At 55.9% G+C, this 13,141-nt stretch carries 9 protein-coding genes; 3 read left to right on the forward strand and 6 right to left on the reverse strand.

Annotated elements, in window-relative coordinates:
• Both wzb and ACMGGU_RS13480 read right to left on the reverse strand, forming a co-directional pair.
• Positions 1-444, reverse strand: a complete 444-nt coding sequence (gene wzb / locus ACMGGU_RS13475; RefSeq protein WP_045908628.1) for a low molecular weight protein-tyrosine-phosphatase Wzb — start codon at positions 442-444, stop codon at positions 1-3.
• A gap of 6 nt (positions 445-450) precedes the next feature.
• Positions 451-1,590, reverse strand: coding sequence for a polysaccharide export protein (locus ACMGGU_RS13480; RefSeq protein ID WP_008499413.1), 1,140 nt, complete (start codon positions 1,588-1,590; stop codon positions 451-453).
• 684 nt (positions 1,591-2,274) lie between these two features.
• On the opposite strand from ACMGGU_RS13480, the gene ACMGGU_RS13485 reads away from it, so the two are divergent.
• Positions 2,275-3,858, forward strand: a complete 1,584-nt coding sequence (locus ACMGGU_RS13485) for a TerC family protein (protein ID WP_196346848.1) — start codon at positions 2,275-2,277, stop codon at positions 3,856-3,858.
• A gap of 75 nt (positions 3,859-3,933) precedes the next feature.
• On the opposite strand, the gene asmA is transcribed toward ACMGGU_RS13485, so the two are convergent.
• The 3 genes from asmA to udk all read right to left on the reverse strand — a co-directional run bounded on the left by asmA (position 3,934) and on the right by udk (position 7,121).
• Complete coding sequence (gene asmA, locus ACMGGU_RS13490; RefSeq protein WP_420300646.1) at positions 3,934-5,784, reverse strand: outer membrane assembly protein AsmA; 1,851 nt, start codon at positions 5,782-5,784, stop codon at positions 3,934-3,936.
• A 22-nt stretch (positions 5,785-5,806) separates the two neighbouring features.
• A complete protein-coding gene (dcd, locus tag ACMGGU_RS13495) occupies positions 5,807-6,388 on the reverse strand; it encodes a dCTP deaminase (protein WP_024908111.1) in 582 nt (193 codons plus the stop codon).
• 91 nt (positions 6,389-6,479) lie between these two features.
• Positions 6,480-7,121, reverse strand: coding sequence for a uridine kinase (gene udk, locus ACMGGU_RS13500; protein ID WP_334399673.1), 642 nt, complete (start codon positions 7,119-7,121; stop codon positions 6,480-6,482).
• 343 nt (positions 7,122-7,464) lie between these two features.
• Between udk and ACMGGU_RS13505 the strand changes: the two genes are divergently transcribed.
• On the forward strand, positions 7,465-10,794 hold the full coding sequence (locus ACMGGU_RS13505; RefSeq protein WP_045908631.1) for a diguanylate cyclase: 3,330 nt from the start codon (positions 7,465-7,467) through the stop codon (positions 10,792-10,794).
• Here the strand turns inward: ACMGGU_RS13505 and alkA are convergent.
• Complete coding sequence (alkA, locus tag ACMGGU_RS13510; protein ID WP_420300976.1) at positions 10,753-11,631, reverse strand: DNA-3-methyladenine glycosylase 2; 879 nt, start codon at positions 11,629-11,631, stop codon at positions 10,753-10,755. The genes ACMGGU_RS13505 and alkA overlap by 42 nt on opposite strands.
• A gap of 130 nt (positions 11,632-11,761) precedes the next feature.
• Here alkA and yegD point away from each other — a divergent pair, with 130 nt between their 5' ends.
• Complete coding sequence (gene yegD, locus ACMGGU_RS13515; RefSeq protein WP_196365086.1) at positions 11,762-13,114, forward strand: molecular chaperone; 1,353 nt, start codon at positions 11,762-11,764, stop codon at positions 13,112-13,114.
• The last annotated feature ends 27 nt before the right edge of the window (positions 13,115-13,141 follow it).

Below are 13,141 nucleotides of genomic sequence, written 5' to 3' on the forward strand. Positions count from 1 at the left end.
TTATCCCTGCTGAGCTTTCAGTGCCTGCGCCCACTGTTGGGCAGACTGGTCAAGTAAGGTGTAAACCGCCTCAAAGGCCTCATGGCTTTTGCGGTAGGGATCGGGGATTTCACGTTCATTGTCCCAGTGTCCAAACAGCATCACCTTACCGCGCATCTCCGGAGCGATATCGCACAGCGCATGAATATGGCGTTTTTCCATCGCCAGAATCAGGTCATACTCGCGGCACATGCGGCCCGTGACCTGGCGGGCAACATGCCCGTCGAGAGAGAGGTGATGATCCCGCGCCACGATCGTTGCGCGCTCATCGGCACCTTTACCGACCAGTGCACCCAGCCCTGCCGAATCAACGGTCAGTTCGGGCTGGTAGTGTTTCAACAACCGTTCAGCCGTAGGGGAACGGCAAATGTTCCCCACGCATACCACCAGAATTTTGTTAAACATCGCGGATTACCAGGTGTGAATGTCGCGCGCCGTATCCGTCATGTAGCGAACGCCACTGATGGTTGGCAGCAACTGGTTGATCAGACGGTTCCAGCGGGCAACCGGTGCGGTAGTGACATACACCACATCGTATGGCTGGAGACGGAACTCCGTCGCCATCACCAGAGAGGTCGCATCGGACATATCCAGCTGGTAGATGTTGGCAATCTTGCCTTTCGCGCTGCCCTCACCTTTCAGCGGACGGATCACGAAGATGCCGGTCGCGTTAGAGGTCGTCAGATCGATACCCTCAGCATTGCCCAGCGCTTCGGTCAGCGTCATACCGCTGAAGTCCATCTTGAGGGTGCTTTGTTTCTTCACTTCACCCATCACGAAGACTTTGAGATCGTCATTGCGTGGTACATAGAGGATGTCGCCCGGGTAAAGCAGGCGGTTCTGGGTCAGATCGCCGTTTTGCATCAGCGCCTGCAGTGAAATGCGCTGCTCCTTCCCGTTGTGGGTCAGTACCACGTTGCGCCAGTCGGCGCCGTCGGTTAACCCGCCCGCGGCGTTAATGGCATCCAGCACGGTCAGAGGAACGTTGGTGATAGCCTGCTGACCGGATTTGTTCACCTGGCCGGAGATGTAGGCTTTTTGCGAGCGGAATGCGGCGATATTAACGTCCACCTGCGGGTCGGCGATGTACTGCGCTAAGCGGCCGGTAATATCACTACGGATCTCGGCAAGCGTTTTCCCTGCCACATGGACTTTACCAATGTAGGGATAGAACATGGTGCCATCTGACTGCACCCAGTTACCGGTGTCGCTTGAGCTACGGTACTGGCCCGCTGGCGTGGTCAGTTCGGGGTGGTCCCAGACGGTCACGTTAATGACGTCTCCTGGCCCTACGCGATACTGGTAGGACGCAATTTCCTGGTCCAGTGACATATTCGGCTGGGCAACGTTTGGACGTGGGCGTAATTGTTCGACCAGACGAGGCGTAAGTGGATAAACATTCACCATTTTGTCGAGATCAAAATCGGCATCCTGTTGCTTGATCACATCCTTGCCCATTGTTGACATATTGCTGCCGGGAAAGACAGTGCAACCGCTCATCAAGGTCACAGACACCAATAATGGCATCAATTTCATTTTGGAGTTCATCATTGATTATTTATCACTTTGGCAGAGTAATTATCCTGTGCAATTTAAATACGTGTGAATCTAAAATGCATTAAGAATGTAGCTAATTAAATAAAAATATAACTAGCATCATTCCTAAAAAAAACGTTATTTGGCCAGTCACTGTTGACAACGGAATCATGGCTCATCCACACACATCCAGGCACGCTACCGCCCTTGGCTTCCAGCTACCAATACGCTATAACACGATGAATTGCATGCAAAAAATCGCCAGATTTTTTGCATTTGAAATAAATGGAGCATTCATAATACGCAGGCACTATTTCGTTAGTCGCTCAAAAAAAAAGAACTACCAGTAACAGAAGATATCCTTTTTCAGGCTATTAATCTTGTAACAGCTAATCTCAAAACAGGCAAGAAAACGGGTTCCGAACACCAAATTTTAAGAATTTGTTTAGAAAAGCAGTTTATTTTTAAGAATTTCTTTATATTGACAGCGTTATCATTGAACACCTTTTAATGCGATATTTCTTAATTTTGTTATTTCAGATAAATACAGACTTTCTTGATGAATTAGACTTATTATTCTCGGTATTATTAATTTAATGATTATTGAGAGAAATCTCATACTGACATTGCAATTTCCCCCAGCTTTATCCATGATCGAATTGTGTCATTCGTCATGTTACAGAAGGTATTGCTACTACTATGGAATGGATTGCCGATCCCTCAATCTGGGCCGGGCTGGTTACGCTGGTCGTCATCGAGCTGGTGCTCGGGATTGATAATCTGGTTTTTATCGCCATCCTCGCTGAAAAACTGCCCCCTTCCCAGCGCGATCGCGCGCGCGTAACGGGGCTGCTGCTGGCGATGGTCATGCGGCTACTGCTGCTGGCCTCTATTTCCTGGCTGGTCACGCTCACTCAGCCTCTGTTCTCCATCCACGGTCTGAGCTTTAGCGCCCGCGATCTGATCATGCTCTTCGGCGGCCTGTTCCTGCTGTTCAAAGCTACCGTGGAGCTCAACGAGCGGCTGGAAGGCAAAGACAGTGAGAACCCGACCCAGCGCCGCGGGGCAAAATTCTGGCCGGTGGTCGCGCAAATCGTGGTGCTGGATGCGGTCTTCTCCCTGGACTCGGTGATCACCGCCGTCGGGATGGTGGACCATCTTGCGGTGATGATGGCCGCGGTCATTATTGCCATCACGCTGATGGTCATGGCCAGCAAGGCACTGACCCGTTTTGTGAACAGTCACCCCACCATCGTGATCCTCTGTCTGAGCTTCCTGCTGATGATTGGCTTTAGCCTGGTGGCCGACGGTTTTGGCTTCCATATTCCGAAAGGCTACCTGTATGCCGCCATCGGGTTCTCCGTCATGATTGAAGCGCTTAACCAGCTGGCGATATTCAACCGCCGCCGCTTCCTTTCCGCAAATCAGACGCTGCGTCAGCGTACGGCCGACACGGTCATGCGGCTGTTAAGCGGTAAGAAAGAGGATGCAGAGCTGGACGCCGAATCCTCCGCGATGCTGGCCGACCACAGTGACGGGCAGATCTTTGACCCGCAGGAACGACGAATGATTGAGCGGGTGCTCAATCTTAACCAGCGTACGGTCAGCAGCATTATGACGTCGCGGCATGATATAGAGCACATTGACCTGACGGCCCCGGAAGCGCACATTCGCGCCCTGCTGGATAAAAACCAGCACACACGCGTGGTGGTGACCGGCGGGGAAGCGGAAGAAGAGCTGCTGGGCGTGGTGCACGTTATTGACCTTCTCCAGCAGCAGCTTCACGGCGAGCCGCTCAATCTCCGCGTCCTGGTTCGCCAGCCGCTGGTCTTCCCGGAGGGGCTGCCGTTGCTTTCCGCCCTTGAGCAGTTCCGTAACGCGCGGACCCACTTTGCCTTTGTGGTGGATGAGTTTGGTTCGGTGGAAGGACTGGTCACACTCAGCGACGTGATGGAAACCATTGCCGGTAATCTGCCAAACGAGGTGGATGAGATTGATGCCCGCCACGACATTCAGAAAAACGCCGATGGCTCGTGGACGGCAAACGGCCATATGCCGCTGGAAGATCTGGTGCAATATGTCCCGCTGCCGCTGGACGAAAAGCGGGAATATCACACCATTGCCGGTCTGCTGATGGAGTATCTGCAGCGTATCCCGCAGCCGGGGGAAGAGGTTCAGGTAGGCGACTATCGGCTTAAAACGCTACAAATTGAAAACCATCGCGTGCAGAAAGTTCAGCTGATACCGCTGCGGGATGAGGAAGAGCTGGATTTTGAGGTGTAAAAAAGCCGGGTGGCGCAACGGCGTCAGGCTTTTGTAGGCCGGGTAAGGCGAAGCCGCCACCCGGCGCAACAGGCATCACAGTTTATCCAGCAACTTCTTCACATCCTTGCCGTCCTGCGAATCTTTATTACGATCCGCCCAGCCGCTCAGCCGACGTTTCGCTTCATCCTGCAGATGCTTGCGCAGGATCTGATCCACCTGGAGGCTATAATTCAGAGCCTGCCATTTGCCGTATACGCTCAATGGGACCGGCGTCTCTTTCAGGAAGTCGATGAGCTTACTTTCTCCCTGCCAGCCGGAAAGTACCCGCACGTTAAAGCGCGTGTCCGCCGTCTCTTTGACCAGATCCAGCTTACCTTCGCCCGTCAATGATAAGAATGAAGAGGTACCCTGCATTCCGTCGAGAGAGAGTTGTCCGTTGTCCAGCGTCAGGTCCGTGGTGAAGCTGTCGAGTCGCGTGGCGCTGTCGTAGTTCTCCTGGGCTTTCACATCGCTGCTGCGCTCTACCGCCTGCTGCACCAGCTGCTGGAAATTGAGCCCTTCCATACGGGAGTTTTTCAGATCAAGATGCGCCTGTCCCTGCCACTCGCGGCGGAACGCCTCGGCATCAATTTTCGAGCCCGAGAAGTCCCCCGCCAGCGTCAACTGCCCCGTCAGGGATATCGGGTAGTTAAACGCGTTCAGGATGGTCCCTATCTCAACGTTATCGAGACGCGGCTGGAATTCGGCGCTGGCAACGTCTTTACGGACATCCAGCGTGCCGGGCAGCGAGAGGTGCCCTGCGCCCATCTTGCCACTCAGTTCGGAGATCACCAGCAAACCGTTATGGTTAAACATCTGGCTGCTCACGTCGGTAAAGTCCATGCCGCGCCAGCGCAGGCTATTGGCTTTCAGCAGAATATCCGCCGTGAATCCGCGCAGGGCGTTATAGTCAGGCTGATCGAGATTCGACGAAATAACCGGGCGTGATACCGCTGCCTGGCTTTGCCCCGTCTGCGCCGCATTGCTGTCCGTGGCGCTGGCTGGCAGAGGCGGCAACAGATTTTCCAGGTTGAGTTTGTCAAACTGCAGATTCAGCACCCACTTCGGCTTTTCTTCGAGCGTGACGCTGGCCTGCCCTTTCAGACTACTGTCATTTGCCTGCAGGTTGAGGTTATCCAGCTCCAGCTGTTTTTGTTCCTCGCGCCACACGGCCTGCAGCGTCCCCTGCCCGGCGATCCCCTGGGTGGGAAGATCGGCCCCCGTCAGTTGCCAGTCCAGCTGCTGAATGTCGGCGGTGAGCTGGTGCGGATAGTCTGACGCGTTAACGCTGGCATTCAGCGACAGGGTCAGATCGCGCTGATCGCGGTTCACGCGCCCGCTGAATTCCACCGACGCAATATGGTGTGCATCCTGTTCCATCTGCAGGTTAATGTTGCGAACGGTGACCTGCTCTTCGTGCTCATGCTGGAAAACCAGTACGCTATCGGCCACTTTCAGTTTGCCAATATCAAAGGACCAGCCTGTATCAGACGGCTCATCAGGCAGGGTGTTTTCGCGCGGTGCCACCGGCGCGTTAGCATCACGCACGGCCTCGGTTTGCGGGGTGAGCTGAATCACCGCGCCTTTCAGCATCACCTGATTCACCTGCAGCTGATGGGAAATGAGCGGGATCAGCGCCACATCAAGGCGCATGTTGTCTGCGGAAACCAGCGGCTGGGATGCCCCCGGCGCCGTGAGCGACATGCGGCCAGAGAGAATACTGAGCTGCGGCCAGACGTGCCAGCGCAGCGGCCCATCAAGATTCAGTTGATAACCACTGCGTGCCTCGACCTGCCGCACCATGTAAGCGCGGAAGTCATTGGGGTTAACCAGCAGAACCAACGCCGAAAGGCCAGCCACCAGCACCACCAGCAAAATCATCAGCGTTGTCAGAACTCTTCTCATGGCATCCTCAATGGACTAACGATCAGTCTTTATCAATACGGCTGGCAACCGCACCCTGCTGGTCGCGATATTTTGCGTCCTGGCGGCGGTTATACGGCCTGTCTGCCGGGCCTGACAGCGGTTCAAAACTCAACGCGCCGATCATCATGCCCGGACGAAGCGCCAGCGGCAATTTACCGGCATTGAAGAATTCCAGCACGATACGTCCTGACCAGCCTGGATCGATACGGTGCGCGGTCACGTGTACCATCAGCCCCAGTCGTGCCAGCGAAGAGCGGCCATCAAGCCAGCCGACGAGGTCCGCAGGCAGGGTGACAGATTCAAATGTGACCGCCAGCGCCAGTTCACCCGGATGCAGATAAAAGGCTTCGCCGTCGTCGATAACGATTTCGTCACTCATCACGCGATCGAGCGCGGCGCTGACTTCGTCCTTCGGCCCGCTGAGGTCGATGAACGGTGCGGTATGACCGCTAAAGGTGCGGAATTTATTCCCCAACCGGACATCAACGGTCACCCCATTGATACGCTCAACAGGTGGACGCGGGGTAATAGACAAACGGCCTTCATCCAGCCAGGCTTCTATATCGCGATCACAAAGACGCACGCCTCTTTCTCCTTTCATGCAACGTACCCTGCGTCGGTAAGCGCTCAGGGTAAAACCAGGTTATCTCTGAACGGTACACAATTCACGCGGCTTATTCAAAAAACTGGCTGATTTTCGCTTTTAAGATATCAATCGCAATGCGGTTTTTACCCCCGCGCGGCACGATAATATCGGCGTATTGTTTGGAGGGTTCAATAAACTGCAGGAACATTGGGCGGACCGTTTTCTGGTATTGCGCCATCACGGAGTCCATTGAACGGCCGCGTTCATTAACGTCACGCTTGATGCGGCGCATCAGGCAGATATCCAGCGGGGTATCGACGAAAATCGAGAAGTTCATGGATTCACGCAGGCGGGCATCGGTCAGCAGCAGGATGCCTTCAAGGATAATGACCTTTTTCGGCTCGATGCGGATCGTTTCCTTGGTACGGGTATGTTCGACATAACTGTAAACGGGCAGTTCAATCGCCTGGCCGCTCTTAAGCGCTTCTAAATGCTGGAACAGCAGGCTGTGATCCATTGCATTTGGGTGGTCATAGTTCGTTTTAACGCGCTCTTCCATCGACAGATGGGATTGATCTTTGTAATAGCTGTCTTCGGGAATGACGCCGATATGCTCATCACCTACTTGTTCACGCAGTTCGCGATAAAGCGTACTGGCAATTAGACTTTTACCTGAAGCCGATGCGCCGGCGATGCCTATAATGACGCACTGATGAGACTTATCAGTCATAAATTTAGCGACCTGATTAACCTGGATGTTAAGGAAGGACGACGCCGGAGCGTCAAACGCGGCAATTATAGGGATTTCGCGGGCGTGATACCAGTCGAATGCACAGGTTCTGCGAGACTGGCCGAAAAGTGACAACTTATTCCCTGAATGAAATTTAAATGACCATTTTTTCACCGTTTCACCGTTTTTTTTAACGGAGTAAGTATTTAATAAGTCTGTGGTGTCAAATTCTGAGCGGTCACCATATGAATTGTAAATTGTTTGTACTAGCATAAACCAAATTATCAAATTCACGCGTTCGGACATCTTCCCTGACGGCATGGCGTCTCTGGATAAAGCGGTAATGAATAAACAATACCAGCGGGTTTTGGTGACTACCCCACATCCTTTAACACGACTTGTCTGTCTGGGCCTGGTCACCTTTATCTTTACCTTATTTTCGCTGGAACTCACCCGTTTCGGCACCCTGCTGGCTCCGCTCTGGTTCCCCACCGCCATTATGATGGTGGCGTTTTACCGCCATGCCGGAAAAATGTGGCCGGGCATTGCCCTGGCCTGCTCGTTCGGCAATGTTCTGGCCTCGTGGATGCTGTTCTCCTGGGGATCGGTCAGCCTCATCTATCCTTCGATCAACGTCATTGAGGCCGCTATTGGTGCGCTGTTTCTGCGCAAATGGCTCCCATGGTACAACCCGCTGCAGAATCTGAACGACTGGATCCGCGTGGCCATCGGCAGCGCACTGGTGCCTCCGCTGGTGGGCGGTATTCTGGTGACCCTGCTGGCCCCCGGCCCAGAGCCCCTGCGTAATTTCTTCGTCTGGGTATTGTCAGAAGCGATTGGCGCGCTGGCGCTGGTGCCGCTAGGGCTGTTGTTTAAGCCGCATTATCTGCTGCGCCACCGCGATCCGCGGTTGCTGCTGGAAACGCTGACCACGCTGGCCGTGACGTTAGCCCTCAGTTGGGCAGCCATCACCTGGCTGCCGTGGCCCTTCACCTGCGTGATCGTTCTGCTGATGTGGAGCGCCGTGCGCCTGCCGCGGATGGAAGCGTTCATGGTGTTTCTGGTCACCGTGATGGTGGTGTCGCTGATGATTGCCCGCAACCCTCTGGCGCTGACCACCCAGCACGCCGGGCCGATGCTGAACGCCCCCTGGCTGCCGTTCCTGATGCTGCTCCTGCCCGCTAACGTGATGACCATGGTGATGTACGCCTTCCGCGCCGAGCGCAAACACATCACCGAAAGCGAAGAGCGTTTTCGTAATGCAATGGAATATTCTGCCATCGGTATGGCGCTGGTCAGCATCGAAGGAAAATGGCTTCAGGCGAACAAGGCGCTGTGCAATTTCCTCGGCTACAGCCAGACGGAGCTCCAGTCGCTGACCTTCCAGCAGCTTACCTGGCCGGAAGATCTGAATACCGACCTGGAGCAGCTCGAACAGCTCATTAACGGCGACATCAATACCTATACCCTCGAAAAGCGCTATTACACGCGCGATGGGGAAGTGGTCTGGGCGCTTCTTGCCGTCTCCGTGGTGCGCCATGCCGACGGCTCGCCGCTCTATTTTATCGCCCAGATTGAAGACATTAACGACCTGAAGCAGACAGAGTGGGTCAATAAACGCCTGATGGAGCGCATCACCCTGGCAAACGAAGCAGGAGGCATCGGCATCTGGGAGTGGGATCTGGAACCCGACGTTATCAGCTGGGATAAGCGGATGTTTGAGCTGTATGAAATTCCGCCGCACATCAAGCCCACCTGGCAGCTCTGGCACGACACGATGCTGCCGGAAGATCGCGCCCACGCAGAGAAGGTACTGCGGGACTCTCTGATTTCCCGTCTGCCGTTTAAGCTGGAATTCCGCATTCGCGTGAAGGAAGGCGTGCGTCATATTCGCTCCCTGGCGAACCGGGTGCTCAATAAGCAGGGGGAAGTCGAACGGCTACTCGGCATCAACATGGACATGACCGAGGTTAAGCAGCTTAACGAGGCGCTTTTCCAGGAAAAAGAGCGTCTGCACATTACCCTCGACTCCATCGGTGAAGCAGTGCTGTGCACCGATATCAACATGAACGTCACCTTTATGAACCCGGTCGCCGAGAAAATGAGCGGCTGGCTGCAGACCGAAGCTATTGGTCAACCGATCCTGAAGGTGTTACACATCACCTTTGGTGAAAAAGGGCCGCTGATGGAAAATATTCACAGCGGCGATATGTCCCGTTCCGATATCGATCAGGACGTGGTGCTGAACTGCCGTACCGGCGGCAATTTTGATATCCACTACAGCATTACGCCGCTCAGCACGCTGGATGGACAGAATATCGGCTCGGTGATCGTGATTCAGGACGTGACCGAGTCGCGCAAAATGCTGCGCCAGCTCAGCTACAGCGCTTCCCACGATGCCCTGACCCATCTTGCAAATCGGGTCAGCTTCGAAAACCATCTCAAACGGCTCCTGCAGACCGTTCGCGAAACGCGTCAGCGTCATGCCCTGGTGTTTATCGACCTCGATCGCTTCAAAGCCGTCAATGACACGGCTGGCCACGCCGCGGGCGATGCCCTGCTGCGGGAACTGGCTTCCCTGATGTTAACCATGCTCCGCTCCAGCGACGTGCTGGCGCGTCTGGGCGGGGACGAGTTCGGGTTACTGTTACCGGACTGCAATCTGGAAAGCGCGCGCTATATCGCCGGTCGCCTGATTCATGCCATCAACGACTATCACTTTATGTGGGAAGGCCGCCTGCACCGGATCGGCGCCAGCGCCGGCATCACGCTGATTGATGAAAATAACCATCAGGCGTCGGAGATCATGTCGCAGGCGGACATTGCCTGTTACGCCTCAAAAAACAGCGGACGTGGCATGGTGACGGTGTATGAACCCCAGCAGGAGCGGGATCACCACACGCGCAGCATGATGTCGCTTGATGAACAGTGGCACATGATTAAAGACAATCATCTGATGATGATTGCCCGCAGCGTCGCCTCACCGCGCATCCCTGAGAGCAGTAATTTCTGGCTGCTGTCGTTACGCCTGTGGACCAGCCAGGGCGAAGTTCAGGAAGAGCATGCCTTCCGCTCGGGCCTGGCGGAACCAGAGCTTCTGCACGCCCTCGACAGGCGGATCTTTAGCGAGTTTTTCCGCACCTCAGCCGCCCAGATCGCCAGTAAAGGCATGGGGGTGGCGCTGCCGCTCTCGGAGGCCGGTTTAGCCAGCGTGACGCTGGTCGATGAACTGCTCGACCTGCTGGATAAAAGCCCGATGCCGGGCCGTCTGCTGCATCTGGTTATCTCTGTCGATGTGGTGTGCAATCCGGATAAGAACCTGCATCGGGGTCTGCAAAAGCTCCGTCAGGCGGGCTGCCGCGTGATCTTCAGCCAGGTGGGACGCGATATGAACGTCTTTACCCACCTGACCGCGAACATGGCCGACTATCTGATGCTGGATGCGGAGGTGGTAACCAACGTGTACGGCAATCTGATGGATGAGATGATGGTGACCATTGTTCAGGGGCACGCCCAGCGTCTGGGAATGAAAACCATCGCGGGCCCCTGTAATCAGCCCATCATGATGGATACGCTCTCCGGCATCGGCATCGATTTTATCTTTGGTGACACCATCGCCGAGCCGCAGCCATTAGATCTTCTTCTCAACACCAGTTATTTCGCGATCAACTGACGGTGCCCAGCCGTCGGTATACCAGATATGCAACAGCGCGTAGGAGCGCCACGGCGTCCAGCGTTCGGCATAGCGACGAATTTGCGCGGTCGTCATTCCGGCGAAGCGTTGTTTAATCAGGTAATCATCCGGCAGAAACACATCTTTCGCCTGCCAGCCGCGCAGGGCCAGATAATTTGCCGTCCAGCGCCCTATTCCCGGCCGCTGCTGTAGCGCCTTCATCCCCTCTTCTATATTCGCGGGCGGGAAAAGCGGAAATGTTCCGTCGATAACCGACTGCGCCAGATGAATCAGCGACTCCGCGCGCTTTACCGGCATGCCCAACGCTTTCAGCGCCAGCGGGTCCACTGCCGCCAGCGCTTCCGGCGTGGGGAAGCAGAGATAGCCCGGGCAATCCGCCACGGGTTCACCGCATAACGCCACCACGCGTGACGCCAGCTTCGCCGCCATCGCCACGCTCACCAGCTGTCCGAGAATCGCCCGGACGCCCTGCTCGTACGCATCCATCGCTCCCGGCAAACGTAAGCCCGGCCTTGCAGCACCGAGATCGCCCAGCGTCTCCGCGATGTGCTGCGGATTGCAGGCAAGATCGAACAGGCGTTCGATGCGCTCAAGGCACGGCTGCGCAACCGGAATTAACCCCGGGCTGAGGGTCACGACCAGCGTGTGGGTTGCGATATCCGGCGTCACGCGGAAGATCCCCTGATGTCCCTCGCAGGCAAAACTGCGCTCGTAGTAGTCGGGCGTGACGGTTTCAATGCCCGTCACCGCACGCGCGCCAAGAAAGCCAAACATCCACTGCCAGTCGTAAGGGGGAAGCCAGTTCAGGGTGTACATCATCTCTCCTTTTGGGTTCTTCACAGCATAAACGGAAAGGTCCTGTTTCGCCTTGCTTTCATATTCCTGTTGTCGCCATGCGGACATTTCGTTAAAGTCTCGCCCCTTCTCACCGGCATGGGGATTCATCGTGTTTATTGGATTTGACTACGGAACGGCAAACTGCTCGGTTGCGATTATGCAAAACGGGCAGCCACGGCTCCTGAAAATGGAAAAAGAGAGCACGCTGCTGCCGTCAATGCTCTGCGCACCGACGCGTGAAGCGGTGAGCGAATGGCTGTTCCGCCACCATCAGGTTCCGGCTTCGGCGGCGGAAACCCAGGCGCTGTTACGCCGTGCGGTCAGCTTCAACCGCGAGGAAGATATCGACGTTACGCCGTCCAGCGTGCAGTTCGGCCTCTCCTCGCTCGGACACTACATTGAAGACCCCGAAGAGGTCTATTTCGTTAAGTCGCCAAAATCCTTCCTCGGCGCCAGCGGCCTGAAGCCGCAGCAGGTCGCGCTGTTCGAAGACCTGGTGTGTGCGATGATGCTGCACATCCGCAACCAGGCGCAGACGCAGGTCTCCGACGCGATTACCCAGGCGGTGATTGGCCGACCAATTAACTTCCAGGGGCTGGGCGGCGACGAGGCCAACCAGCAGGCGCAGGGGATCCTGGAACGCGCGGCGCACCGCGCAGGCTTCCGCGACGTGGTATTCCAGTATGAACCCGTTGCCGCAGGGCTGGACTTCGAAGCCACGCTGACGGAAGAGAAGCGCGTATTGGTCGTGGACATCGGCGGGGGCACCACCGACTGCTCGCTGCTGCTGATGGGCCCCCAGTGGCATAACCGGCGCGACCGCGAAAACAGCTTGCTGGGGCACAGCGGCTGCCGCGTAGGCGGGAACGATCTTGACATCGCCCTGGCATTCAAGAGCCTGATGCCGCTGCTCGGCATGGGGGGACAAACGGAAAAAGGCATCGCGCTGCCGATCCTGCCGTGGTGGAACGCGATTGCCATCAACGACGTGCCGGCACAGAGTGATTTTTACAGCACCGCCAACGGCCGCTTCCTTAACGATCTGGTGCGCGATGCTCAGGATGGCGAGAAAGTCGCCCTGCTCTATAAAGTGTGGCGTCAGCGTCTGAGCTACCGCGTGGTGCGTACGGCTGAAGAGAGCAAAATCGCCCTTTCCGACCGTGCTGAACATGCGGTCTCCCTGCCGTTTATCAGTGACGAACTGGCCACCGCCATTTCGCAGGACGGGCTGGAGACGGCGCTTGCCCAGCCGCTACAGCGCATTCTGGAACAGGTGCAGCTCGCGCTGGAGAACGGCAAAGAGAAGCCGGACGTAATTTACCTGACCGGGGGAAGTGCCCGTTCACCGCTGATCAAGAAAGCGCTGGCCGAACAGCTGCCGGGTATTCCGATTGCAGGTGGCGATGACTTTGGTTCCGTTACCGCTGGTCTGGCACGCTGGGCGCAGGTGATGTTTAGCTAGTGCAGTTGTGCCGGGTGGCGGCTTCGC

The sequence above is a fragment of the Enterobacter sp. BNK-8 genome (assembly GCF_048685095.1).
Taxonomy (GTDB): Bacteria; Pseudomonadota; Gammaproteobacteria; order Enterobacterales; family Enterobacteriaceae; genus Enterobacter; species Enterobacter quasiroggenkampii.